Annotated in this window: 20 protein-coding genes; 10 read left to right on the forward strand and 10 right to left on the reverse strand. The window is 71.8% G+C overall.

Features of this window, described 5'->3' with window-relative positions; all coding sequences use genetic code 11:
* Positions 1 to 435 precede the first annotated feature (435 nt).
* Positions 436 to 2961: an ATP-dependent Clp protease ATP-binding subunit gene (locus ACFY2B_RS36375; RefSeq protein ID WP_376537161.1), complete on the forward strand. Its 2526-nt coding sequence runs from the start codon at positions 436 to 438 to the stop codon at positions 2959 to 2961.
* A 61-nt stretch (positions 2962 to 3022) separates the two neighbouring features.
* On the opposite strand, the gene ACFY2B_RS36380 is transcribed toward ACFY2B_RS36375, so the two are convergent.
* Positions 3023 to 6103 carry an NACHT domain-containing protein gene (locus ACFY2B_RS36380; RefSeq protein WP_390767318.1) on the reverse strand — a complete coding sequence of 1027 codons (3081 nt, stop codon included), beginning with the start codon at positions 6101 to 6103 and terminating at the stop codon, positions 3023 to 3025.
* Positions 6104 to 6546: 443 nt separating this feature from the next.
* On the opposite strand from ACFY2B_RS36380, the gene ACFY2B_RS36385 reads away from it, so the two are divergent.
* Positions 6547 to 7146, forward strand: a complete 600-nt coding sequence (locus tag ACFY2B_RS36385; protein ID WP_390767319.1) for a M23 family metallopeptidase — start codon at positions 6547 to 6549, stop codon at positions 7144 to 7146.
* 68 nt (positions 7147 to 7214) lie between these two features.
* Here the strand turns inward: ACFY2B_RS36385 and ACFY2B_RS36390 are convergent, their stop codons facing one another.
* The gene (locus ACFY2B_RS36390; protein ID WP_390767320.1) at positions 7215 to 7817 is read right to left on the reverse strand and encodes a TetR/AcrR family transcriptional regulator; all 603 of its coding nucleotides are present in this window, start codon (positions 7815 to 7817) and stop codon (positions 7215 to 7217) included.
* Between the two features lie 124 nt (positions 7818 to 7941).
* On the opposite strand from ACFY2B_RS36390, the gene ACFY2B_RS36395 reads away from it, so the two are divergent.
* The 3 genes from ACFY2B_RS36395 (at position 7942) to ACFY2B_RS36405 (ending at position 10599) form a co-directional block, all read left to right on the forward strand.
* Positions 7942 to 9528, forward strand: coding sequence for an MDR family MFS transporter (locus tag ACFY2B_RS36395; RefSeq protein WP_390767321.1), 1587 nt, complete (start codon positions 7942 to 7944; stop codon positions 9526 to 9528).
* A 154-nt stretch (positions 9529 to 9682) separates the two neighbouring features.
* Entirely contained in the window at positions 9683 to 10135 is a 453-nt protein-coding gene (locus ACFY2B_RS36400) for a helix-turn-helix transcriptional regulator (RefSeq protein WP_390767322.1), read from the forward strand.
* Positions 10132 to 10599 carry a VOC family protein gene (locus ACFY2B_RS36405; RefSeq protein WP_390767323.1) on the forward strand — a complete coding sequence of 156 codons (468 nt, stop codon included), beginning with the start codon at positions 10132 to 10134 and terminating at the stop codon, positions 10597 to 10599. The genes ACFY2B_RS36400 and ACFY2B_RS36405 overlap by 4 nt, the downstream gene beginning before the upstream one ends.
* 194 nt (positions 10600 to 10793) lie before the next feature.
* Here the strand turns inward: ACFY2B_RS36405 and cseC are convergent, their stop codons facing one another.
* The 5 genes from cseC to ACFY2B_RS36430 all read right to left on the reverse strand — a co-directional run bounded on the left by cseC (position 10794) and on the right by ACFY2B_RS36430 (position 15267).
* Entirely contained in the window at positions 10794 to 12137 is a 1344-nt protein-coding gene (gene cseC / locus ACFY2B_RS36410) for a two-component system sensor histidine kinase CseC (protein WP_390767324.1), read from the reverse strand.
* 13 nt (positions 12138 to 12150) lie between these two features.
* On the reverse strand, positions 12151 to 12852 hold the full coding sequence (gene cseB, locus ACFY2B_RS36415) for a two-component system response regulator CseB (RefSeq protein WP_376537146.1): 702 nt from the start codon (positions 12850 to 12852) through the stop codon (positions 12151 to 12153).
* A gap of 84 nt (positions 12853 to 12936) precedes the next feature.
* Positions 12937 to 13587 (reverse strand): hypothetical protein, encoded by a 651-nt coding sequence (locus ACFY2B_RS36420; protein WP_390767349.1) that lies wholly within the window; start codon positions 13585 to 13587, stop codon positions 12937 to 12939.
* Complete coding sequence (locus ACFY2B_RS36425; RefSeq protein ID WP_389010236.1) at positions 13587 to 14126, reverse strand: SigE family RNA polymerase sigma factor; 540 nt, start codon at positions 14124 to 14126, stop codon at positions 13587 to 13589. Before ACFY2B_RS36425 ends, ACFY2B_RS36420 begins: the two co-directional genes overlap by 1 nt.
* 265 nt (positions 14127 to 14391) lie before the next feature.
* Positions 14392 to 15267 (reverse strand): A/G-specific adenine glycosylase, encoded by an 876-nt coding sequence (locus tag ACFY2B_RS36430; protein WP_390767325.1) that lies wholly within the window; start codon positions 15265 to 15267, stop codon positions 14392 to 14394.
* A 177-nt stretch (positions 15268 to 15444) separates the two neighbouring features.
* On the opposite strand from ACFY2B_RS36430, the gene ACFY2B_RS36435 reads away from it, so the two are divergent.
* The gene (locus ACFY2B_RS36435) at positions 15445 to 16311 is read left to right on the forward strand and encodes a hypothetical protein (RefSeq protein WP_390767326.1); all 867 of its coding nucleotides are present in this window, start codon (positions 15445 to 15447) and stop codon (positions 16309 to 16311) included.
* A 263-nt stretch (positions 16312 to 16574) separates the two neighbouring features.
* Here the strand turns inward: ACFY2B_RS36435 and ACFY2B_RS36440 are convergent, their stop codons facing one another.
* Positions 16575 to 17648: an XRE family transcriptional regulator gene (locus tag ACFY2B_RS36440; RefSeq protein WP_390767327.1), complete on the reverse strand. Its 1074-nt coding sequence runs from the start codon at positions 17646 to 17648 to the stop codon at positions 16575 to 16577.
* Between the two features lie 309 nt (positions 17649 to 17957).
* On the opposite strand from ACFY2B_RS36440, the gene ACFY2B_RS36445 reads away from it, so the two are divergent.
* The 3 genes from ACFY2B_RS36445 (at position 17958) to ACFY2B_RS36455 (ending at position 20573) form a co-directional block, all read left to right on the forward strand.
* Positions 17958 to 18704, forward strand: coding sequence for a right-handed parallel beta-helix repeat-containing protein (locus tag ACFY2B_RS36445; protein WP_390767328.1), 747 nt, complete (start codon positions 17958 to 17960; stop codon positions 18702 to 18704).
* A gap of 342 nt (positions 18705 to 19046) precedes the next feature.
* On the forward strand, positions 19047 to 19994 hold the full coding sequence (locus tag ACFY2B_RS36450; protein ID WP_390767329.1) for an NADP-dependent oxidoreductase: 948 nt from the start codon (positions 19047 to 19049) through the stop codon (positions 19992 to 19994).
* 93 nt (positions 19995 to 20087) lie between these two features.
* A complete protein-coding gene (locus tag ACFY2B_RS36455; protein WP_390767330.1) occupies positions 20088 to 20573 on the forward strand; it encodes a cupin domain-containing protein in 486 nt (161 codons plus the stop codon).
* Between the two features lie 167 nt (positions 20574 to 20740).
* On the opposite strand, the gene disA is transcribed toward ACFY2B_RS36455, so the two are convergent.
* Both disA and radA read right to left on the reverse strand, forming a co-directional pair.
* The gene (gene disA / locus ACFY2B_RS36460) at positions 20741 to 21865 is read right to left on the reverse strand and encodes a DNA integrity scanning diadenylate cyclase DisA (protein ID WP_390767331.1); all 1125 of its coding nucleotides are present in this window, start codon (positions 21863 to 21865) and stop codon (positions 20741 to 20743) included.
* Between the two features lie 79 nt (positions 21866 to 21944).
* On the reverse strand, positions 21945 to 23354 hold the full coding sequence (gene radA / locus ACFY2B_RS36465) for a DNA repair protein RadA (RefSeq protein WP_390767332.1): 1410 nt from the start codon (positions 23352 to 23354) through the stop codon (positions 21945 to 21947).
* A gap of 231 nt (positions 23355 to 23585) precedes the next feature.
* Here radA and ACFY2B_RS36470 point away from each other — a divergent pair, with 231 nt between their 5' ends.
* Positions 23586 to 25397 (forward strand): hypothetical protein, encoded by a 1812-nt coding sequence (locus ACFY2B_RS36470; protein WP_390767333.1) that lies wholly within the window; start codon positions 23586 to 23588, stop codon positions 25395 to 25397.
* Positions 25398 to 25544 lie beyond the last annotated feature (147 nt).

A 25544-nucleotide genomic window follows, 5' to 3' on the forward strand; every position in this document is an offset into this window, starting at 1 on the left:
TGAGAGTTACGCTAGGTAGGCAAATGACTGCGCAGAGTGCTTAAGGAGAGGGCGTGTGGGGGCCCGAGCAGGCGCAAGGTTGTTCGCCCATAGCGGAGGGAACCGGGGCGCTCCGCATGGAGTGTCAGTCCCTGCGGGTAAGACATCCCTAGTGGGAGGGGGCGACACGCAGAACGGACTGTCTCACGTTCGCCATCGGCGTACTGATGGTGAGGGTAACTGTCTGGCCTGCGGGAACATCGTCTCGCACCATCGGGTTGGAGCACATGTCGGCGTTCGGGGTCAGGAGGCAGCATCTTGTCTCCGCGAGAGCGGAGGTGATCCGGACGGTGTCGGCAGTTGGAATGAGCGGTCCCCGCTTGCGGGACTAAGCTGCGGAAGGACAGAGAGGGGAGCGTCCCCTTACTGCCTGACCGCTCTGAGGAGCGATTAACGATGTTCGAGAGGTTCACCGACCGCGCGCGGCGGGTTGTCGTCCTGGCTCAGGAAGAAGCCCGGATGCTCAACCACAACTACATCGGCACCGAGCACATCCTCCTGGGCCTGATCCACGAGGGTGAGGGTGTCGCCGCCAAGGCCCTTGAGAGCCTCGGGATTTCGCTCGAGGCGGTCCGCCAGCAGGTGGAGGAGATCATCGGCCAGGGCCAGCAGGCCCCGTCCGGCCACATCCCCTTCACCCCCCGTGCCAAGAAGGTCCTGGAGCTGTCGCTCCGCGAGGCCCTTCAGCTGGGCCACAACTACATCGGCACGGAGCACATCCTGCTCGGCCTGATCCGCGAGGGCGAGGGCGTCGCCGCCCAGGTCCTGGTCAAGCTGGGCGCCGATCTCAACCGTGTCCGCCAGCAGGTCATCCAGCTGCTGTCGGGCTACCAGGGCAAGGAGACCGCCACCGCCGGCGGCCCTGCCGAGGGCACGCCCTCGACGTCCCTGGTCCTCGACCAGTTCGGCCGGAACCTCACCCAGGCCGCTCGCGAATCCAAGCTCGACCCGGTCATCGGGCGCGAGAAGGAGATCGAGCGGGTCATGCAGGTGCTCTCCCGCCGTACGAAGAACAACCCGGTCCTGATCGGTGAGCCCGGCGTCGGCAAGACCGCCGTCGTCGAAGGTCTCGCCCAGGCCATCGTCAAGGGCGAGGTGCCCGAGACGCTCAAGGACAAGCACCTCTACACGCTGGACCTCGGCGCCCTGGTCGCCGGCTCCCGCTACCGCGGTGACTTCGAGGAGCGCCTGAAGAAGGTGCTCAAGGAGATCCGCACCCGCGGCGACATCATCCTGTTCATCGACGAGCTGCACACGCTGGTCGGTGCGGGTGCCGCCGAGGGCGCCATCGACGCCGCCTCGATCCTGAAGCCGATGCTGGCCCGCGGTGAGCTGCAGACCATCGGTGCCACCACGCTGGACGAGTACCGCAAGCACCTGGAGAAGGACGCGGCCCTGGAGCGCCGCTTCCAGCCCATCCAGGTTGCCGAGCCGTCCCTGTCGCACACCATCGAGATCCTCAAGGGCCTGCGCGACCGTTACGAGGCCCACCACCGGGTCTCCATCACGGACGAGGCGCTGGTCCAGGCCGCCACCCTGGCCGACCGGTACATCTCGGACCGCTTCCTGCCGGACAAGGCGATCGACCTGATCGACGAGGCCGGGTCCCGGATGCGTATCCGCCGGATGACCGCGCCGCCGGACCTGCGCGAGTTCGACGAGAAGATCGCCGCCGTCCGCCGGGACAAGGAGTCCGCGATCGACTCGCAGGACTTCGAGAAGGCCGCCTCCCTGCGCGACAAGGAGAAGCAGCTCCTGGCCGCCAAGGCGAAGCGGGAGAAGGAGTGGAAGGCCGGCGACATGGACGTCGTCGCCGAGGTCGACGGCGAGCTGATCGCCGAGGTCCTCTCCACCGCCACCGGCATCCCGGTCTTCGAGCTGACCGAGGAGGAGTCCAGCCGCCTGCTCCGCATGGAGGAGGAGCTGCACAAGCGGGTCATCGGCCAGGTCGACGCCGTCAAGGCGCTGTCGAAGGCGATCCGCCGTACGCGCGCGGGCCTCAAGGACCCGAAGCGTCCGGGTGGCTCGTTCATCTTCGCCGGCCCGTCCGGTGTCGGTAAGACCGAGCTGTCCAAGGCGCTCGCGGAGTTCCTCTTCGGTGACGAGGACGCGCTGATCTCCCTCGACATGTCGGAGTTCAGCGAGAAGCACACGGTGTCGCGTCTCTTCGGTTCGCCCCCCGGCTACGTGGGCTACGAAGAGGGCGGCCAGCTGACCGAGAAGGTCCGCCGCAAGCCGTTCTCCGTCGTCCTCTTCGACGAGGTCGAGAAGGCCCACCCGGACATCTTCAACTCGCTGCTGCAGATCCTGGAGGACGGTCGGCTGACCGACTCCCAGGGCCGGGTCGTGGACTTCAAGAACACGGTCATCATCATGACGACCAACCTCGGCACCCGGGACATCTCCAAGGGCTTCAACCTGGGCTTCGCCGCCGCGGGTGACACGAAGACCAACTACGAGCGCATGAAGAACAAGGTCCAGGACGAGCTGAAGCAGCACTTCCGGCCCGAGTTCCTGAACCGCGTCGACGACGTGGTGGTCTTCCCGCAGCTGACCCAGTCCGACATCCTGAAGATCGTCGACCTGATGATCGGCAAGGTGGACGAGCGCCTGAAGGACCGGGACATGGGCATCGAGCTGTCCCAGTCCGCCAAGGAGCTGCTGTCCCAGAAGGGCTACGACCCGGTGCTGGGCGCCCGGCCGCTGCGCCGCACGATCCAGCGCGAGATCGAGGACACGCTGTCGGAGAAGATCCTCTTCGGCGAGCTGCGCCCCGGTCACATCGTGGTCGTCGACACGGAGGGCGAGGGCGAGACGAAGACCTTCACCTTCCGCGGCGAGGAGAAGTCCGCGCTGCCGGACGCCCCGCCGATCGAGCAGGCGGCCGGCGGAGCCGGTCCCAACCTGAGCAAGGAGGCGTAAGCCTCCGGCGGATCGACCGAGAGGGGCCGGTGCCTTCGGGCACCGGCCCCTCTCGGCGTTCTCAGCGGCGTTCCAGGGTGACGTCCGCCCCGGGGAAGAGGTCCGCGAAACGGGCGGCCGGGAAGGAGCGGCCCGGCCGCTTCTGCAAGTGCACCGAGCGCACGTTCGGCAGCCTGGACGCCAGGCCGGAGAGATCCTCGGCGCCGGTCAGCGCGGGGATCCGGAGAACTTCGACACCGGGAAGTCCGGGCATCCGGCTGATCGAGTCCGGCAGCTCCCGGATGATCCGGGAATTGAAGAAGAGGTGGGTCAGCGCGGGCAGCGCGGCCACCTCCCGCCAGTCGTCGGCCGTCAGCTCCGTGGTCAGCGGTCCGAGGCTGAGCGTCGTCAGACCGCCCCAGTGCCGCAAACCGCGCAGGCCCGTGCCATCGGTGCTGTGCGCGCCGAGGAAGAGGAAATCGAGCGGCGCGTCGAGCGGCAGGGCGTGGGTGAGGGCGGTGCCCGGGAGCCGCTGGCCGATACTGATCCGGGCCAGCGACCGCAAGGCCGGCAGCCCCGTCAGGTCGGCCGCGCCGGAGCAGCCGAAGACCCTGAGCGGCAGCGCCGAGAGGCGGTCCAGCCCGCCCGCTGCCGGGCAGTCGTCGATCCACAGCCGGTCGAGCGAGCCGAAGGGCAGCAGGTCGCCCGCGTCGCCGAGATGAGGGTTGTCCGACAACTGGAGGGAGGTCACGGCGTCGGCGGACGGCACGACGGCCAGGATGTCCTCCGTCCGGTGCCCGCCCGCGATCCAGAGCTCGTGCCAGGGCCGCATCCCCGCCAGCGCCGCGAGCTGCTGGGCCGACCGGCAGACCAGAAACAGCTGTGCCCGCTCCAGATGGTCCAGTACCTCGGCCGCGTACTCGGCGGTGCCGAACCGTCCCCAGGTCCCCGCCAGTTGGCGGCGCACTGTCAGATCCGGGTGCTCCCGGAACCGCCGCAGCACCGCGAGCGCCCCCTCCGGCTCCTCCTCCCCGAGGAGCGAGGCGGTCACCGTCACTCCGTGCGCCTGCTCGTTTGTCAGCCCCTCAGGCCCCGGCAGCAGTTCCAGCACCAGCGGTCCCGCTTCGGCCAGGGCGCTCGCCTCTTCCTTCGTACCCGGCGGAATCAGTTCCGCGGCCCGCCGTTCCACCTCCGCCCGCACCGCCGGGTCCAGGGCCGTCGCGTGCTCCAGGCAGGCCAGCGCCAGCAAGGTCAGCCGTGGCACCTCACGGGCCAGCAACTGCCTGATCAGCCAGGCCCGTTCCCGGGGCCGGGCGTGCGCCACCGCCATCCGGATCACGTCCTCCCACTGGGTGTCGTCCGCCCGGCCGGCGAGGACGTCGAGGTGGCCCTGCTCGACGGCGTAGCGAGCGCCCAGGTAGTCCTGGAAGGTGCGGTGCACGAAGTCGACGACGCCGTCGCCTGGTTGGCGGATCAGCCCGCTGCGCAGCAGCAGCATCCGCAGGACCCCGGTCGCCTCCGGCTGTCCCGCCGGCAGGGCGATCGACGGCAGACACCGCTCCACGATCCCCTCGGCCGTCTCCCGGTCCATCTCGGTACGGCCGCTCAGCACGAGCGCGTACGCCAGTCGCTGCAACAGTTCCAGCTGGGCCTCCTCGCCCAGCTCCGGTTCGTCCAGCGGGTCCATGCCGCGCTCCCGGTCCCGGCGGGACAGCAGCATCGTGAGGGCGGCGTCGTACAACTCCTTGCGGCCGGTGGGCAGATAGCCGCGGCGCTCGCGGTGCAGGGCGCAGAGCAGTCCGCACATCAGCGGGTTGGTGGCGAGGCGGGCCAGGTCGCGTTTGGTGCGCAGGGCGTCCAGCAGTCTCGCCTCGTACTCCTTGGCCCCCGCGGCCGTGTGCCAGCGCCGTACGAAGGTGGCGACGTCCGTGTCGCGCATCGGGGCCAGGGCCAGTTCCCGGAAGCCCTCGGCGGCCAGCCAGTCGGGGCGTACGGCGGTGGGCCGGGAGGTCAGCAGCCACTGGTTGCCCGGGAAGGCGTGGACCAGGGCGAGCAGCCAGTCCCGGGTGCGGTGGCGCTCGGCGGCCGGGATTTCGTCCAGCCCGTCGACGAGGACGAGCGCCCGGCCGGCCGTCAGGACGCGTTCCGCCCAGCCCTCGGGCGGGGACAGCGGGCAGTTCACGGCCGTGAGGAAGGCGGCCGGAGCCGGGAGGGTGCCCGCGCGGACCAGGGAGCGCAGCGGGAGGACGTACGGGATGCGCCCGCCGCTCCCGTCCTGGGCGGCGGTGACGGCCAGCCACTGCACCAGGGTCGTCTTGCCCGAGCCCGCGTCGCCGCGCAGCAGGACGCGGTCGTGGCCGCGCAGCGCCTCCTCGGCGGCGAGGCGGACGGTGGTTGGGCCCTGGCGCTCGTCCGGTGCGGCGTCCAGGGCGGCGTCCGCCGTGGCGGCGTCGTCGCCCGTGGTCTCCAGGCTCAGGTAGGCGACTTCCAGGGGCCAGCGGTCGGGGGAGTCGCGCAGGTCGACGCCGTAGATGGTGAGGTGGTCGTGCCGGCGGGCGGCATACGGCAGGTAGCGGCGCTCGAACGCCGTGTCACGGGCGTCGGGCCGCGGGGTGCGGGCGAGCAACTCGTCCACCTTGGCGATGAGTTCGGCCTGGGCGCGGGTCTGCTCGACGAGGGTGCGGGCCACGAAGACCGAGCGCCGGGTGAAGAACTCCAGGATGTGCAGGCAGGCCCACTCGGTCGCGGTGTCGAGGAACAGCTCGGCGTCCGCGGAGAGTCCGGCCCCGGGCGGGAGGCCGTCCGCGCGCAGCCGCCGGGCCAGCTCCAGGTGGCCGAGCCGTACGGCCTGTACGTCGTCCATGTCCAGGTCGCCGAGGGCGAGCAGCCGCCCGGCCAGGGCGTCGGCCACGGCGGTCCGTTCGCCGGCCGGGAACGGTGCCTCGCCGGGGGACGCCACGGCCCGTTCGACGAGCCGGCCGGCGAGCCGGTGCACCTGCTTATCGCCCAGGCTGCGCTGTTCGCCGCGGAAGGACACCAGGTCCCGCAGCCGGACGGGCCGGTCGACCAGACCGGCGCCGGGGCCGTCCGGGACGAACAGTTTCCGCACCAGCGGGCCGATCAGGCTCGACGCCAGTTTGCCGCCCAGTACCGCCGGTTCCATCCGGTTCCCCCCGTGGTCGTGCACAGCGTGTGGACGGGGGGAGCCTAGTGGCAGCGTGTCCGCCGAACGCCGGGGCGGGGCAGGGCGATCGGTGGGGTGCCGGCGGTGTGGCGCCGGTCATATTCGAGGGGGGTGGGGCGGTGCGGGCTCGTGATATGCCACACAGGCGAAATGTCCGTTACTACCCGGGGTAGTGAGACTTCATTTATGGGCAAATCGGGACATTTAATTCTCGGTATTGAGGGGGGTTGGCCTTGCTGTGCGGCATGTCCGGTTCCTGTGCATTTTGTCAAGAGTAGTTAATTTCTGCCGATCGAGTACTAGATCTCATAGTAGATGGGGGTTTTGGAGGCGCGGGAGATCCGGGGTTACCAAGAGATGCCCCGACCGGCGGCCGTGCGTGTCCCGGCCGGGTTCCCCGTTCCCGATCACACGAGGTTTCCATGTCCCCGCGTGTCACGTCCCGCCCTTCCTCCAGGTCCCTGCTCCGCAGCCGCGCCGCGGTCCTGGCCGCCGGTCTCGGTGTCTCGGCCGTGCTGGGAGGCGGTGTCGCGGCCGCCGCGCCGCAGGCCCCAGCCGCCGCGCCGAAGACCGGCGTCGCGCAGGCGCCCGCCAGGAGCGCGGCCGCATGGGTCGACCCGGTGCAGCGGTACACGCTGACCGCGGGCTTCAACCAGGCCGGCGGCATGTGGAAGGCCAGGCACAGCGGCCAGGACTTCGCCGTGCCGATCGGCACCGACGTGGTCGCCGCGCACGAGGGCGTCGTCGTCAAGGCCGGCGGCTACGGCGCCGGCGACGGGCCCGCCTACGGCAACGCCATCGTCATCAGGCACAGCAACGGGACGTACTCCCAGTACGCCCACCTGTCGCGGGTCGACGTGCGGATCGGCCAGGCCGTCCGCACCGGCCAGCACATCGCGCGGTCCGGCAACACCGGCAACACCACCGGACCGCACCTGCACTTCGAGATCCGCACGACCCCGAACTACGGTTCCGCGATAGACCCGGTCACCTTCCTGCGCTCCCACGGCGTACGGGTCTGAGCGGGCGCCGGCCCCTTCCGCGTCCGGGCGTCCGGGGAGGGGCCGGGCTCGGGGCTGGTCTCGGGGAACTAGGTCCCGGTGTCCCGGGCGGCCTTGTGCGCCCGGGTGACCAGGTCCATGGCGACCTCCAGAACGGCCTCGCGCTTCTTCTCGGGGTCGCCCTCCAGGTCCTGGTGGATGAACATCCCGGCGTGCAGCGTGAAGAGGGCGCTCACGCAGCGGACCTGATCGACCAGGTCCGCGTCCCGGTCGATGATGATGTCCCGCATTCCGCGCATGCGGTCCTTGAACGATTCGCCGATCCGCAGTTCCCGCACGGTCGCCTGGTTCTCCTGCATGAAGCGGAACAGCGGCGCGGCGCCCGCGAGGCTTTCGCTGTAGCGCCGGATGATCTCCCGCTTGGTCTCCAGCGTGTGCGGCTGCCGCTCGCCCCAGGCGATCAGCTCCTCCACCGGCTTCGTCAGATCCTCGAAGAGACTGACGATTATCTCTTCCTTGGTCTTGAAGTGGTAGTAGAGCGCGGCCTTGGTCACCTCCAGCCGCTCGGCGATCTCCCGCAACGAGGTCTTCTCGTACCCCTGCTCGGCGAAGAGTTCGAGTGCCACGTCCTGGATGCGCTGGCGGGTGTTTCCGCGGCGCGGGTGCCTGGTGCCGTCCATGGTGACGCCCATCTTCGTACTCCTTGAGCTCCCGCGAAACTTACTTGACGACCGGCAAGTACTGCGTCTACCTTCCGAGTGTAGTCTCAACTAGCCGGGCGGCAAGTAAGTAGCCGCCACAGGGGGGTACCGCACCATGGCGGACACACAGCCGGCCCCGGCGGGCCAGGAGAAACCCGCGGAGCAGGACAAGCAACCGAGAAGCGTGCGTGTCGTCCTGCTCGCGCTGATGATCGCGATGATGCTCGCGATGCTCGACAACATGATCGTGGGCACCGCGATGCCGACGATCGTCGGCGAACTGGGCGGCCTGGAACACCTGTCCTGGGTGGTCACCGGGTACACGCTCGCCACCGCGGCGGCCACCCCGATCTGGGGCAAGCTCGGTGACATGTACGGGCGCAAGGGCGCCTTCATGACCTCGATCGTGATCTTCCTGATCGGGTCGGCGCTGAGCGGCATGGCCCAGAACATGGGCGAGCTGATCGGCTTCCGGGCCGTGCAGGGCCTGGGCGCCGGCGGTCTGATGGTGGGCGTCATGGCGATCATCGGCGACCTGATCCCGCCGCGTGAGCGCGGCAAGTACCAGGGCATGATGGCCGGTGTCATGGCGCTCGCGATGATCGGCGGCCCGCTGGTCGGCGGCACCATCACCGACAACTGGGGCTGGCGCTGGTCCTTCTACATCAACCTGCCGCTCGGCGCCGTCGCACTGGTCGCGATCAGCGCGGTGCTGCACCTGCCGAAGAAGCGGACCGAGACGCGCATCGACTATCTGGGCGCCCTGCTGCTGACCGTCGGCATCGTCGCGATCGTGCTCGTGACGACCTGGGGCGGCACCGAGTACGCCTGGACGTCCGCGCGGATCATGGAACTGATCGCCCTCGGCGTCGTCTCGCTGGTCGCCTTCGTGTTCTGGCAGACCCGGGCGGCCGAGCCGGTGCTGCCGCTGCACATCTTCCGCAGCCGCAACTTCACCCTGATGTCGATCATCGGCTTCATCACCGGCTTCGTGATGTTCGGCGCCACGCTGTTCCTGCCGCTGTACCAGCAGTCCGTGCAGGGCGCGTCCGCGACCAACTCCGGCCTGCTGCTCCTGCCGATGCTCGGCGCCATGATGGTCACGTCGATGGTCGCGGGCCGGATCACCACCAACAGCGGCCGCTACAAGGTCTTCCCGATCGCCGGCGGCGTGCTGATGATCGCCGGTCTGTACCTGCTGTCGATGATGGACACGGGCACCTCCCGTTTCACCTCCGGCGTGTACATGGCCGTCCTCGGCCTGGGCATGGGCTGCCTGATGCAGATCACCATGCTGGTCGCGCAGAACAGCGTCGAGATGCGGGACATGGGCGTCGCCTCCTCGTCGACCACCCTGTTCCGTACGCTCGGCTCCTCGTTCGGCGTCGCCATCATGGGCGCGCTGTTCAACAACCGGGTCCAGGACGTCATGGCGGAGCGGGCCGGCGCGGCGGGCGCCAGTCTGCCGTCCGCCCAGCTCGACGCGGCGAGTCTGGCCAAGCTTCCGGCGGCGATGCGCGAGGCGTACCAGTACGCGGTCTCCGAGGGCACGCACACCGCCTTCCTGCTCGGCGCGGTGGTCGCGGTGCTCGTGCTGCTCGCGTCCCTGTTCGTCAAGGAGGTCCCGCTCAAGGGCGGACCGCAGAAGGGCGACGCGAAGGACGCCGCGCAGGCACCGGCGCCGATGGTGGAGGCGGTCTGAGGCCCTGCCCTCCGACTCCCTTCCGAGCCGAAGGCCCCCGGCGGCGTCGTACGCCCCGGGGGCCTTTCCCGTTCGGCCGCTCGCGGTGCCGCCCCGGGGGCAGCACCGTCCCGCCGGCCGTGGTGGTGTCGGTGCCGCGTGTCACCATCGGCGCATGGACAAGGTGCGCCAGTTGCGCCTGGCCAAGGACGCCATGGACCGCGACTGGGCCGACCCCGGCCTCGACCTGGACGCGGTGGCCGCGCACGCCGGGTATTCGCGCTTCCACTTCATCCGCGCCTTCAAAGAGGCGTACGGCGAGACGCCCGGCCAGTATCTGACGCACCGGCGCATCGAACGGGCGCAGGACCTGCTGCGCACCGCCGACCTCTCGGTGACCGAGATCTGCCATCTGGTGGGCTTCAGCAGCCTGGGCACGTTCTCCGCCCGGTTCAAGCGCTGGACCGGGCTGACACCCAGCGAGTACCGGACGAAGCACGTGGGACGCGGCGCCGCGCTCATACCGGGGTGCTACGCCATGCTCTACGCGGGCGGCTTCCGCAGCGGCCCCGGCGTGGCACGGAGCAATTCCGAAGAAGCGGACTGCGCGCGGCGCTGCCTACGGTGACCGGGCAGGAGACGACAGCCGCGGACAGGAGCGTCAGCATCGTCACCGTCTGGGTACTCGACCAGGAACGGGCCAAGGAGTTCTACACGCGGAAGCTGGGCCTTGAGGTCCGTATGGACATGACGATGGGCGAGGGCGGCATGCGCTGGCTGACGGTGGGCGCCGCGGGCCAGCCCGACGTGGAGCTGACCCTGATGGTGCCGAGCGCGTCCGCGATGGATCCCGAGTCCGCGGAGATGCTGAAGAAGCTCGTGGCCAAGGGGGTGCTCGGCGCCGCGGTGCTGACCACCGACGACATCCACGGCGACTACCGGCGGCTCAAGGAGAACGGCGTGGAGTTCCTCCAGGAGCCGCAGGAGCGTCCGTACGGCACGGAGGCGCTGTTCCGCGACGACTCCGGCAACTGGTTCTCCTTCACCCAGGTCCGCGAGGGCGGTCTGGACGAGTCGAAGGGCTGGGGGTGAGGATCTGGCCTGCCGATCTGGCCCGACGGCCTGGTCCGCGGACCGGATCGGTCCGCCGCCCGTCGGCGGGCCGGGCGGCGCCCGCCGACTCGCGCCGTCGGCGCTTCCCCGCCGACCCTCCCCGCCGTTGCTCCCCATCGAGGTTTTCCCTCGGCGCCTCTCCGTAGCGCCCGCCCCCGTCCGCGGCCGAGGCCCTAGGTCAGCAGCGGATAGCTGCCGGTGTTCGTCGGCGCGTGTTCCGGGAGCCACAGGACGGCCACCGCGCCCTCCGCGGGCACGTGCTCCGGCGCCCCCGCCGCCCGTACGTTGCGGAAGGTGAGCCGGGCGCCCAGCACCCGGGCCTGTCCGGCGGCGATGGTCAGGCCCAGGCCGTGACCCTGGCCCGCCCGGTCCGCGCTGCCGGTGCGGAAGCGGCTCGGGCCCTCGGCGAGCAGCTCCTCGGGGAAGCCGGGCCCGTGGTCGCGGACGCGGATGACCCGGCCCTCGACGGTGACCTCGATGGGCGGCTTGCCGTGCCGGGCGGCGTTGGCGAGCAGGTTGAACAGCACCCGCTCCAGGCGGCGCGGGTCGGTCGTGACCTCCGACTCGTGCACCACCCGTACCTCCGTCTCCGGGTCCTTGGCGGCCACCCGCCGGGTGACGAACTCGCCCAGCAGGATGTCCTGGAGTTCGGCCCGCTCGGAGGCGCTGTCGAGCCGGGCCACCTCCAGCACGTCCTCGACGAGCGTGCGCATCGCCTTGGCCCGGTCCAGGACCAGCTCGGTGGGCCGTCCCGGCGGCAGCAGTTCGGCGGCGGTCAGCAGCCCGGTCACCGGGGTGCGCAGCTCGTGCGCGATGTCCGCGGTGACCCGCCGCTCGGCCTCCAGCCGCTGCTGGAGCGTGTCCGCCATGGCGTCCACCGCGCGCGCGAGATCGTCGGTCTCGTCCCGTACGACACCGCCGATGGCGTCCAGCACCCGGACGTCCGGCTCTCCCTTGGCCACCTGGTTCGCCGCCGTCGCCGCCTTGCGCAGCCGCCGCGACATCTGCCCGCCGATGAGCACACCGAGCGCACTGCCGCCGAGCACGACCGTGATCGAGCCGATGACCAGCGCCTGGTCGAGGTCCTTGAGCACGTCCGTGCTGCGGTCGGTGATACGGGTGTGCAGGGACAGCACATGCCCGTCCTTGACCGGGACCGCCGCCCATATGTCCGGCACCTCGCCGCTGTGGTCGCTGACGTAGGTGGCGCGGCGCCCGTGCTCGACCCGCTCCCGCAGCGCGGACGGCAGATCGGGGTCGTCGATCTTGATGCTGGGGAAATTCGGCCGGCCGGACAGGTCGTAGTTGCGCTGGGCGATCTGCACCCGCTCGTCGGCCAGGTCGCGCGCGTTGTCCAGCATCGAGACCCGGGCCGCGTTGTGCACGACCAGGCTGAGCGCGACCGCGACCAGCGCGCCGACCAGGGCGATGGCCGCGCTCAGTTTCCACCTCAGCCCCGTGCGGATGCCGGCCGGCAGCAGTCGTCCGTGTGCCGGACGCCGAATGAACCCCCACATACCGCCGCTCCGCTCAGGCCCTCAGCTTGTAACCGAAGCCGCGGACCGTCTCGATCCGGTCCTGGCCGATCTTCGCCCGCAGCCGCTGCACATGGACGTCGACGACGCGGGTGTCGCCGCCCCAGCCGTAGTCCCACACGCGCTCCAGCAGCTTGTCGCGGGAGAGCACCGTGCCCGGCGCGGAGGAGAACTCGAGGAGCAGCCGCATCTCGGTCGGGGTGAGCGCCACCGGCCGGCCCGCCCGGCGCACCTCCATGCCCTCGGTGTCGATCTCCAGGTCGCCGAAGGCCAGCATCCCGCCGGCGGCCTCCGCGGCGTCCGCGGCCCGCGCGATCCCGCCCGCGTGCCCGAAGCGGCGCAGCACCGCGCGGATGCGGGCGACCAGGACGGCGCCGTCGAAGGGCTTGGTCACGTAGTCGTCGGCACCGGCCTCCAGGCCCAGGACGACGTCGATGGAGTCGGCGCGGGCGGACAGCATGATCACCGGCACGGTCGACTCGTCGCGGATGCGCCGGCACAGGCTCACCCCGTCCAGGCCGGGCAGCATGACGTCCAGGAGGGCGATGTCGGGGCGCCTGGCCCGGAACGCCTCCAGGCCCGACAGTCCGTCGGGCATCGCGGTGACCGCGAAGCCGTCCCGCTCCAGCGCGAGTTGGGTGGCCTCGCGGATGACGTCGTCGTCCTCGACGAACAGGACGTGGGTCTGGTCTGCCATCCCGGTGCTCTCAGTCCTCATGTGATTCTGGTGCCGTCGTCCATGTGACGCTCATCTCGGGTGCGAAGTTCACGGCGACGGCCCTCAGTTGGCCGGTGCCGTCGACGGGACCGGTTCCGCCACGCCGCCCACGGTGTCGCCGTAGTCGGTGTGGTGGGCGGAGACCGCGTCGAAGCGGTCCGTCTTCCAGGCGTAGGTGATCACGTTCTCCCCGGAGGGACTCGACACCGGATCGCCCTTCTCGTACACCTGCTTGGTCACCGTCAGATCGCCGCGGTCGATCTCGGCGTAGACGGGTGACTCCTCGCTCCTGAACACGTTCTCGTACCTGCCGCCCTCACTGCGATACACGTACGCCCCGACGCCCACCGCGTCGCCGCAGGTCAGGACGTTGACCACGACGTCGTCGACGGTCGCCCCGGTCAGGTCGCCGTAGGACACGTCGACCGGGTACTCGTCGGCGGCGCACGGCTTGAGCTCCCGTTTGACCGCGGTGGAGACCTTCGGGTCGTCCTTGACGAGGGTGACCGGGTTCACCCGCCGGTAGCTGTCGGAAGGGCTGGGCGCGGGGGAGGGCGCCGCGCCCGCGACCGAATCGGCGCGGGCCGGCCCCTCGTCGCGGGCGCCCGTGCCGCCGGCGGCGCAGGCGGTGGCGAAAAGGGCGAGGGCGGCGAGCACGGCCACCGCCGTGCTCACCGCCTGCGCACTCCCTCGGGCACTGGGCCCGGCGCCCATCAGGCCGCGCAACGCTCCTGCTCCTCACGCTCCAGCGCGCGTGCGTCCAGGTCGCGCGCCTCCAGCTCCTCGCGGAGCCGGGCGAGCGCCCGGTGCAGCGTGCTCTTGACCGTTCCGGCCGACATGCCGAGGGCGGCGGCCGTCTCCTCCGTGGACATCTGCTCCCAGTGTCGCAGCACCACGACGCTGCGCTGCTTCGGAGCGAGCACCTTCATGATGTCCATGAGCAGCGCCCGGTCGGCGTGCTGTTCGGTGGCGTCGTCCACGGACGCGTCCGGCAGCTGCTCGGTGGGGACCTCTTCCAGCTTGCGCGCCCGCCACCACTCGGTCCGCGTGTTGATCATCACCCGGCGCAGGTAGGCGTCGGCGAGCCGCTTGTCCGCGATGCCCTCCCAGCGGCCGTACGTCCGGGCCAGCGCCGTCTGGAGCAGGTCCTGGGCGTCGACCGGGTCAGGGACCAGCCGACGGGCGCTGCGCAGCAGCGCGTCCTGCCGGGTGCGGACGTACTCCTCGAATTCGAGCACCTCGCCCTGCGCCATTCCAACCGCCTCCGTTCCCCGTTCTGCTACGGCTCCGTGCCTGTCATTCCGTGGTCCGGTGGTCTGCCGGGCACGGAAATGAAGTTACGGAGCGCTTGTCACGGGGCTGTGCGGAGCAGCCTGCGGATGGCAATCGGCTGTCCGTCGGTTGTGTAACGGAAGTAGGTGAGGGGTAAGGAAGCCCTTCTCTATGTCCTATTGTGGGTTGGTTTGCCGTTTTTGGTGACGCGTCATCGGGCGCCTCGGTCTGTGACTTGTCTGTACGTCAGCTCAGCGGAAGCCGGTACCGGCCACCCGCCAGCGGCTCCACCAGACCGTCCGCGACCAGTCCGTCGAGCGCCCGGGCGCGCTGCACCGGCTCGTGCCACACCCGGTCCAGGGCCGCCTGCGCGACGGGGACGCGCGCCTCGCGCAGGACCGCGAGGAGTTTGCCGCGCACCTGGCGGTCGGTCCCGGCGTACGTCTGGCCGCGGCGCGGCGGACCCTCGTGCTCCGGCTTGCCCGCCAGCCGCCAGGCGCACTGGTCGGCGATCGGGCAGCGTGAGCACATCTCGTTCTTCGCCGTGCACACCAGCGCGCCCAGCTCCATCGAGGCGGCGGCCCAGCGGGCGGCGGTCCGCTCCTCCGCGGGCAGCAGCTCACGGGCCAGCTTCCGCTCGGCGGCCGTGGTGGCGTTCGGCGGGTACTGCACACCCGTGACCGCCCGCGCGAAGACCCGGCGCACATTGGTGTCGAGCACGGCGTGCCGCTGCCCGTACGCGAACGAGGCCACCGCCGCCGCCGTGTACTCGCCGATGCCGGGCAGCGCGAGCAACTGCGCGTGGTCCGTCGGTACGTCGCCGCCGTGCCGCTCCGTTATGGCGACCGCGGCGCCGTGCAGCCGCAGGGCACGGCGGGGGTAGCCGAGCCGGCCCCAGGCGCGGACGGCCTCGCCGGGTGCCTCCTCGGCGAGGTCGGCGGGGCGCGGCCAGCGGGCCAGCCACTGCTCGTAGACCGGCAGGACGCGGTTGACCGGCGTCTGCTGGAGCATGAACTCGCTGACCATCACGCCCCATGGGCCCGCCTGGGGGCGGCGCCAGGGGAGGTCGCGGGCATGGGCGTCGAACCAGGCGATCACGGGGTCGTGGAGCTTCTCAGTCATGGCCCTCCGATCCTGCCACGGGTGGGGCTGACGTGCTTCGCGGCACCACCGGGCCGGGGCGCGGCGGGTGAAGGGCACGCCGTTCGACGGCAGTTGCCGGGATGATGATCTGTAAAAGTTGCACTCGGACGGCGGGTGCCGCAAGCCAGCGCGCCGATCTCTCGTACAGTTTGCGCCGTGGGATCTCTGCGCAATCCGATCGGGCCGCTTCCCTCCTCCATCTACTGGCGCCGGAGGGTCCTACTGGTGTCGGTGGTCGCCCTGGCGGCGCTGCTGATCACCTGGATGGTGACCTCGGGCGGCGGTGGCGGGAAGAAGAAGGACACGGCCGGGTCCGACGGCAAGAACCCCGCGTCCACGATCACGCCCGGACCGTCCCAGCCCGGGTCCGCGATAAGCGAACATCCGGGCGGGCGGGACGAGTCGGGCGGCGGTGCCTCCGACGGCAGCGGCGACGGTTCCGGGACGGGCGCGGGCGGCGCCTCCGACGGCCCGTCCGGGGCGGACGACAGCGGTACGGCGGGTTCCGGTACCGGTTCCGGCGGTGGGCCGGGCGATGGTACGGGCGGTGGGCCGGGCGATGGTACGGGCGGGGGTGCGGGCCCGGGTACGGGTCCCACGCTCCCCGCCTCCTCCGGGCTGCCCAAGTGTGCCTCCGGGGCGGTCACCTTGAGCCTCCGCAGCCTGCACAACTCCTACTCGCCGGGCCAGACGCCGACCTTCGAACTCACCGCGAAGAACTCCTCCGCCGCCGACTGCAAGGTCGATCTCGGCCCGAAGAACGCCGTATTGACCATCACACCGGCGGACGCCGGGGACGACTACTGGTCGTCCGCCGACTGCCCCAAGGGCGCGGGAAGCCTGGTGTACCGGGTGCCGGCCGGCAGCAGCATCACCTACACCGCGAAGTGGGACCGCAAGCCGAGCGCCCCGCACTGCGCCACCCCTCCGGCGGGCTCGGCCGGGGCCGGGACCTATCTGGTGGAGGCGGCGACACCCGGTTTCAGCAAGGCCCAGACGTCGTTCGTACTGGCAGCCGACTGAGCGCTCCGCTTGTTGTGCGGTGATGCCTGTAGTGCGGGGATGCTGGTGGCGCCGTGATGCTGGTGGTGCCGTGATGTGCCGTCGTTCGTCTGCGGCGGTGTTGTGGCTGGTCGCGCAGTTCCCCGCGCCCCTTTGGGGCGTTGCTGGGCCGCGGTGTTTGTCTGCGGCGGTGTTGTGGCTGGTCGCGCAGCTCACCGCGCCCCTTTGGGGTGCGGTGTTCTGGTGTCCGCCGTCCCCATGGCCGCCGGTTGTCCGATGTGCCGTCAGCCGGGCCCGATGAGGAACAGTTGCCGGTCGTCCTCCCCGTTGCCGTCCGCCGCCTCGTCCGCGCAGCGCTCCGCCACCGCCGCCGCGCCCGCCGCAGCGCCGTCGCCGCGGATGGCGACGCACATGCGGTCGTCCTTCTCGGGGCGCAGCCGCCATCCGTCGGTGCCCTCGGCCCGGTCGATGCGGAACCGCTGGAAACCGGCTGTGCAGTCGTTCCGGGGTTCGAGCATGTTCCGGAACGGTTCGTCGACCAGGAGGGTGAGACAGCCCTTGCCCTCGACCGGATGGTCCCACTGCACGCGGTACAGGCCGTCGTCCGCCCGCAGCAGATACGTACGCGGCGGAACGGCCTGAGCGCAGGGCCGCTGGACCGCGACCACCTTGCTCCCCCCGCCGGCGGTCACCTCACCGTCGGTCAGACACAACTCCGGCGCCCGTGCCGGGCGAATGCGGGACAGGCCCGGCGCGGGTCCGGCCCCCTCCTTGTCCCCGTCGCCCCCGCCCTTGTCCCACGGCACCAGCACCAGGGCGCCGACGACGAGCAGGGCGACCGCGCCCAGGGAGGCGGCGACGGTGACGGAGGCCGACCGGGTCCGGCTGCCGCCGGGGAACGACGGACGCCGGTTCCGGCCGTCCGCCGCGGCGGGGCCCGGGACCGCCCGGCCGTCCCCGACGGACGCGAATGCCGACGACCTCGACGGGGATCCGGACCCGGACCCGGATCCGGGTGCGGATTCGGACGCGGACTCGAAACCGGGGCCGGGTTCCGTGGCCGGCTCGGGCGCGGGCCCGGAGGCGATCCGCTCCCGTGCCGCCAGCCAGGAGGCCACGTCCCGCCCGGCCCCGCACGCCCGTACCAGTGCCGCGACGATCTCCGCGCGCGGAAGCGTGTCCCGTTGCAGCGCATTCGCCAGGGTGCTGCGCGCGAGCACGTCGCCGTGGTCGGCGGCCCGCTGCTCCAGCAGACGGAAGGTCAGTCCGCTGTGCTCCTTGAGCCGCCTGAGCAGAGCGACGTACTCGGCCGCGGTCCGTGCCGCGCCCGGATCCGGTAAGCCCCCCGTGATCGTCATGCGGTCATTGTGAGTGCGGCCCACAGCGGCGACAACCCCCTTGCAGGACACCGCGGATGCCCCGGCCGCGCAGTCCGGACAAGCCGCTGACCAGCCCGGACAGCCGTACGCCTGTCCCGGACACGCAAAGCCGTTGCCGGACGGGAGACGGTCGCCCAGTCTCGGTTGCTGTCGCGGTGGCCCGGTCCCACGGGGGAGGGCCGGGTTGCCGCGGCTCCACGCCCCCCACGACCGCGCGGCGCAACCGTCCAACTGCCCCGCCGTCCAACCGTTCCGCCGTCCCGCCGTCCACCGGACAGGAGCCGTTCCATGACCACGCACGGCGCGCAGACCCGCCGTCTCGTACCGACCGCCGCACTCACCACCGCCGTCGGCACCGCCCTGCTGCTCGGCGGCACGGCCGCGCCGAGCTGGGGTGCCACCGCCGCCAAGTACCCGGGACAGGTCAAGTGCCCCAGGGGCGACTACCAGGTGTGCATCGACGGCGGCCCGGGCGGCTTCACCATCAGCGGCCGGACGTTCTCCGGGCATGACAACGCGATCCTGCTACGGAACGTCTCGAAGGTCACCGTCAGCGGGAACACCTTCAAGAAGCTCAGCGGCTCCGACGGGTTCGCCGGCGTCCACGTGCAGAACTCCTCCGGCATCGTGATCCGGAAGAACACCTTCTCCGGGCTGCGCAACGGCGGGAAGATGCACGGGGTCTACCTGGTGAAGACCTCGGGCAGCACCGTCACCGGCAACACGTTCTCGTCGATCAGCGGCGACCCGGTACGGATCAGGAACGGCAGCCGGAACAACATGGTCAGCGGGAACACCTTCACCAAGTCCGGCCAGTACGCCATGTTCAGTGAGTGGGGCCGGCTGGAGAAGGGCGAGACCTGCGGCAGCGGCAACGTCTTCAAGGGCAACAAGTACGGACCCGGCTACTACGGCAAGCGCCTCCCGACGATCAAGTGGGGCGGCCGGGGCGGCGGCAGCACCGGCATCGAGCTGGACTGGAACAAGTGCAGGAAGGCGAGCATCGTCGACAAGGGCGGCAACACCAGGCGGTAGGGCCCGTACGGCGATCTTCACACGGTCGGCAGCCGCGCCCCGCCGGATGGTCCTCGCGTCCCTCCGGCGGGGTGGAGCGCCGTACCGAGAACCAGACCACCCGAATGGCCCAGCAAATCGCCTCAGGAATGGCCCACTGGTCTGGGCCGCTTTGCGTCTACGGTCGGAGTACGAGCACGGCAGGGCCGACCGCCCACGGTGGCCGGACCGGCGTCAGGCACCGGCCGGGTCGTCGGGCACCGGTCCGGCCGGGACGCGCGGCCGGACTCCTTCGGGACCGGTGTCCGCGCCGACCGGGCGCGCGGCTCGCCGTCGACGTCCCCCATCCCTGAGGAAGACTTCATGCAAGCCATCACCGTTCAGGACCGCGACGCCGGAGTCGGCGGCCTCACCCTGACCGAACTGCCCCACCCGCACGCCGCGGAGAACGACGTGATCGTGCGCGTCCACGCGGCCGGCTTCACCCCGGGCGAGCTGTCCTGGCCCGGCACCTGGACCGACCGGGCCGGCCGTGACCGCACCCCTAGCGTGCCCGGTCACGAGCTGTCCGGCGTGGTCACCGGACTGGGCTACGGCACCACCGGCCTGACCGTCGGGCAACGGGTCTTCGGGCTCGCCGACTGGAGCCGCGACGGCTCACTGGCCGAGTACACCGCGGTCGAGGCCCGCAACCTCGCCCCGCTGCCGGCCGACGTCGACCACATCACGGCCGCCGCCCTGCCGATCTCCGGGCTCACCGCCTGGCAGGGCCTCTTCGACCACGCCCGCCTCACCACCGGCCAGACCGTGCTCATCCACGGCGCCGCGGGCGGCGTCGGCTCCCTCGCCGTGCAACTCGCCCGCGAGGCCGGCGCCCGGGTGATCGGCACCGGCCGGGCCGACGACCGGGACACCGCTCTCGGCCTGGGCGCGGACAGGTTCCTCGACCTGGGGGCGGAGCGGCTGGAGGACATCGGCGACGTGGACGTGGTGTTCGACGTGATCGGCGGCGAGATCCTCGACCGCTCCACCGCGCTGGTGCGTCCCGGCGGCACGCTGGTCACCATCGCCCACCCGGTGACCGTCCATCCGGAGGACGGGCGGGCCGTCTTCTTCGTCGTCGAGCCCGACCGCGCCCGCCTCGCCGACCTCGCCCGGCGGCTGCGGGACGGGCGGCTCAAGCCGATCGTCGGATCGGTCCGGCCGCTCGCCGAGGCCGCCGCCGCGTTCGCCCCCGGCAGGCGCACCCCCGGCAAGACGATCATCCGCGTCGCCGGGACCGAGAAGCAGTCACCTCAGACCAAGAAGTAGACCGAGAAGTAATCAGCCCAGACCGAGAGGGCGTCACCCACGACACGAGAAGGCGTCACCCAAGACCGAGAAGCCTGAGCAAGGGAGCCCCCCATGTTCCGCATGCCCACCCGTTCCGCGCTGCTGACCAGCGGCGTAGTGCTCGCGACCGTGGCCTGCGCCCCGGCCGCCGACCGGACCGGTGCCGACGAGCCCGCGCCCAGGGCATCCGCCACCGCCCCGGCGGCTGCGACGGCCTACCCGTCCGAGAAGCTCACCAAGCTGCTCGAACAGCCCCTGCCGAACGTCAAGGGCAAGACGTTCACCTCGACCGTCGTCGACTTCCCGCCGAACGCGCGCGCCGTTCCGCACCGGCACGGCCAGGCGTTCGTCTACGCGTACGTCCTCGACGGCACCGTCCGCAGCCAACTCGCCGGTCAGCCGGCCCGCACCTACCACCAGGGCCAGAACTGGGTCGAGGAACCCGGCGCCCACCACCTGGCCACCGTCAACACCAGCCGGACCGAGCCCGCCAGGCTCCTGGTGGTCTTCATCTCCGACACCGGCGCCCCGATCAAGGTCGACGACCCGGCCAAGTAGCGCCGTGGCCGCCGGGGCCGCAGGGCGGCGAGCCGTGCCACCGAGCGCCGGGCGGACGCGTGCGGGACGGGTCCGGCCAGGGGTGCGTGAGTACGTGGCGCCGATCAGCCGGCACTCCGCGGCCGGTCCTCGGGAGGGGGTGGCGAGCGGGCGGGCGGGTGAACGGGTCAGACGTAGCGTTCGAGGATCGACGACTCGGCCAGCCGGGACAGGCCCTCCCGGACGCTGCGGGCCCGGGCCTCGCCGACGCCGTCCACCGTCTGGAGGTCGTCGACGCTCGCGGCGAGGAGTTTCTGGAGGCCGCCGAAGTGCTCCACCAGCCGGTCGATGATCGCGCCGGGCAGCCGCGGCACCTTGGCCAGGAGGCGGAAACCACGCGGCGACACCGCGGTGTCCAGTGCCTCGGGGGAGCCGGTGTAGCCCAGGGCACGGGCCACCGTGGGGAGTTCGAGCAGTTCGGCATGGCTGAGCGCGTCCAGCTCCGAGAGCGCCTCGTCCACCGTGCGGGAGCGCTTCGCCGTCGGCTCCGGCACGTAGTCCCGGACCACCAGCTCGCGCTCGGGCTCCACGCCCGCGATCAGCTCGTCCAGCTGGAGGGCGAGCAGCCGGCCGTCGGTGCCCAGTTCGACCACGTATTCGGCGATTTCGGTGGCGATGCGGCGCACCATCTCCAGTCGCTGGGCGACCGCCGACACATCGCGGACGGTCACCAGGTCCTCGATCTCCAGCGCCGACAGCGTGCCCGCGACCTCGTCCAGGCGCAGCTTGTAGCGCTCCAGGGTCGCCAGGGCCTGGTTGGCGCGGGAGAGGATCGCCGCGGAGTCCTCCAGGACGCGACGCTGGCCCTCGACGTACAGGGCGATCAGCCGCATCGACTGGGAGACCGAGACCACCGGGAAGCCGACCTGCTTCGAGACCCGGTCCGCCGTGCGGTGCCGGGTGCCGGTCTCCTCCGTCGGGATCGTGGGGTCCGGGACGAGCTGGACGCCCGCCCGCAGGATCTTCGACAGGTCGGAGGAGATCACGATGCCGCCGTCGAGCTTGCACAGCTCGCGCAGCCGGGTCGCGGTGAACTCCACGTCCAGCACGAACCCGCCCGTGCACATCGCCTCGACGGTCTTGTCGCAGCCCAGCACGATCAGCCCGCCGGTGTTGCCCCGCAGAACCCGCTCCAGGCCGTCGCGCATGCCCGTACCCGGTGCCACGGCGCTCAGCGAGGCGCGCATCAGGCCATCGGTACCGGTACTCCCACCGGACTTTCCGGGAGCCGCCGCCCGGTCGTTGGCTGCCACTGCACTCCTCCGGTCGCAGGTTCTGGGGCGCCCACGTCCCGCACGGCGTTCGTACGGACGGGCGAGACCAGGGCAAAGTCTACCGGCGGTGCTCCGCGTCCTGCGGGGCCTCTCGGCGACGGGAGCGGGGGAGCACCCTCAGCGCATCCCCTATGTCGGCGACCTCCGCGACCTTCATCCCGGGCGGGATCTTGCCCGGATCGCCCGGCACGAGCGCGTGCGTGAAGCCCAGGCGGTGCGCCTCCGTGAGCCTGCGCTGCACGCCCGTGACCCGTCTGACCTCGCCCGCAAGACCGACCTCGCCGATGGCGACGAGGTTCTTCGGCAGCGGGGTGTCGCTCGCGGCCGAGGCCAGGGCCAGGGCGACGGCGAGATCGGCGGCGGGCTCGGAGAGCTTCACCCCGCCGACCGTCGCGGAGTAGATGTCCCGCTTGCCGAGCGCGCTGATCCGGCCGCGCTGCTCCAGTACCGCCAGCATCATCGACACCCGGGAGGTCTCCAGGCCGGAGGTCGTGCGGCGCGGGGAGGGGATCTGCGAGTCGACGGTCAGTGCCTGCACCTCGGCGACCAGCGGGCGGCGGCCCTCCAGGGTCACGGTCAGACAGGTGCCGGGGACCGGTTCGTCGCGCCGGGTCAGGAACAGTCCGCTCGGATCGGCGAGGCCCGTGATGCCCTCGTCGTGCAGTTCGAAGCAGCCGACCTCGTCGGTCGCGCCGTACCGGTTCTTGACGCCGCGCACCAGGCGCAGGCGCGCGTGCCGGTCGCCCTCGAAGTGGAGCACCACGTCCACCAGGTGTTCCAGCAGCCGCGGGCCCGCGATGGCGCCGTCCTTGGTGACATGGCCGACCAGCAGCGTGGACATCCCGCGCTCCTTGGAGGCGCGGATGAGCGCGCCGGCCACCTCCCGCACCTGGGCCATGCCGCCGGGCGCCCCGTCGATCTCGGGGGAGGCCACGGTCTGCACGGAGTCGAGGATCAGCAGGGACGGCTTGACCTCGTCCAAGTGGCCGAGGACGGCGGCCAGGTCGGTCTCGGCGGCCAGGTACAGATGGTCGTCGATGGCTTTGATGCGGTCCGCGCGCAGCCGGACCTGGCTCGCCGACTCCTCACCCGTGACATAGAGGGTGCGGTGCTCCTCGCTCGCCGACTTGGCGGCCACGTCGAGCAGCAGCGTGGACTTGCCGACGCCGGGCTCGCCCGCGAGCAGGACGACCGCGCCGGGCACCAGGCCGCCGCCGAGCACCCGGTCCAGTTCGGGCACGCCGGTGGAGCGGGCGGTCGCCTGACGGCCGTCGACCTGGCCGATGGGCAGCGCGGAGTTGGTGACGCGGCCCGGCGCCGTCGTCCGCACCGCGGGCGCGCCGTGCTCCTCGATCGTCCCCCACGCCTGGCACTCGGGGCAGCGGCCGAGCCACTTGGCCGTCTGCCAGCCGCACTCCGTGCAGCGGTAGGACGGGCGGTCCTTGGAGGTCTTGGTACGGGCAGCCATGGACGAAACCGTAGCCGCAGGCAGTGACAGTCCGGACGCGGGCCGCCGTGACGGCACGGACACCGGCCGCCGTCGGGCCGCCGTCCGGATACGGCCGTCGGCCACCGCCGCAGGGAACAAGCCACTGAATGCGACGTTCTTGTCCCCTTATGAGGGATCGTTTCACCCGTATGGATTAAAACTGCTCAAGGTGGGAGAACAGCTCATCCACGGCCGCCTACGGTCGCACGGATGAACAGCAGTCCGGAAACCTCGACCCGCACCACCGGCGCACATCGAGCGCACCGAGAGGCGCGTGACCGATCCGCGGCCCGCACGCTCGCGCACCGCCCGCCGACGCGCCACGAGCCGTACTTGGACGGCCTGTTCACCTACTGCCTCTCGGTGCTGTGCGACCACGACACGGCGACCGCCGCGCTCGGCGACGCACTCGCGCTGGCCGAACGGCGCGGCCACCGCGGGCCGGAGCCGGCCGAGGACCGCAGGTCCTGGCTGTACGCGCTGGCCCGCTGGGCATGCCTGCGCAAACTGACCGAGGCCAAGCAGAAACATCCGGCCACCCACGCTTCCGGCCGCCCCGCCACCGGGACCCAGCCCGCCACCGGGACCCAGGCCGGCACCGGGGCTCAGCCCGGCACCGGGACCCAAGCTGGTCCTGGTACCGGGACTCCACCCGGTACCGCGCGCCGCCCCGACCCGCAGGCCGCCGACGCACCGCCCACCGAGGAGGCACGGCAGCGGCGGCACGAACTCGCCCTGCTCGCCTGGCCGGAGGCGGCCGGGACCACCCCGGAGCAGCGCGAGGCGCTCGAACTCGCCGTCCGCCACCACCTCTCCGCCCAGGAGATCGCCGCCGTCCTCGGCATGGACCAGGACGCCGCCCGCGACCTGCTCGCCTCCGCCGCCTGCGAGGTGGAGCGCACGCGGGCCGCGCTCGCCGTGGTCGAGACCGGCGGCTGCCCCGCGGTGGCCCGCCTCGCCGGCGACCACCGACTCGTCCTCAGCAGCACCGTACGACGCGAACTGGTCCGGCACGTCGACGACTGCCCGCGCTGCCGCCGCACCGCCGAGCGCGCGGCGCCCGGCCGCTGGCCCGGCGCCGCCGTCACCCCCGCCGAACTGCCCGTGCTCACGGCCCCGCGCGCGGCCCTGCACCACGCCCTGGCGCACCACCCGCGCGCGCGGGGCACCGCGGTGCCCCGCTTCGACCGGCGCGGCTTCCCGATGGACCCCAAGGACCGGGCGGCCCGCCGCGACCGGCTGCGCGCGCGTGCCGTCACCACGACCGTCGTCGCCACCGTCGTCGCCGCGCCGGTGCTCGCCCTCTGGGCCGCCCACCGGGGCGAACCGGCCGGCGAAGGGGACGGCCCCGCCGCCACCGCGCGGGAGGCGCACGACGCGGGCGGCCTCCGCGGGGAGATGACCGGCGGCTACGAGAACACCGGCAACACCGGGACCAGATCCGGCGCCCGCTTCCTGGACGACAGGACACCCGACGTCTCCGTCGAGGTCGTCAGCGTCTCCGGGGCCGGGCGGAAGGACGCGGGGCACCTCACGGTGTCGGCCCGCGGCAGTGGTGAGACCACCCTCGTCACCCTCACCGCCGACGGCCCCTCGCCGGTCCGCTGGTCGGCGTCCACCTCGGCCGGCTGGCTCTATCTGAGCCGCGGCTCGGGAACGCTCCGGCCGGGCGAATCGTTGACGATCAAGGTGCACGTCGACCGTCTGCGCGAGCCGTCGGGGTACTGGACCGCACGGATCGCAGTGGCACCCGCGGGCGCCGTCGTCTCCATCCAGGGGTACGGCAGCGCTCCCACCCGCCCGTCGGACCCGGGCGGACGGCCCAGTACCGGCACTCCCGGCCCGACACCCACGACATCGGCCCCCACCGCCCCGCCGACCAGCGGCTCACCCACCCCGACCAGTCCCACGCCGAGCCCGACGCCCACCAGCGCCTCCCCGTCCGAGCCGCCCCCGTCGACCCAGCCGTCCTCGCCCCCACCACTCGCCGACACCACGGATCCGAGCCCCTCGGACGGCTAGGCACGCCCCGCCCCATCGCCCCTGCGCAGGACACGTCCGAGGGAGCACCCTCAGGAACGCGACGGCGCCCGAGCAGGGGGAGGGGAGCGGGAGCGCTGCGCCGGCGGCGGGAGCGGCCGACCGGCGTGCCGCAGATGCCCATCTCGG

This window comes from Streptomyces sp. NPDC001270, from assembly GCF_042896695.1.
Classification (GTDB): domain Bacteria; phylum Actinomycetota; class Actinomycetes; order Streptomycetales; family Streptomycetaceae; genus Streptomyces.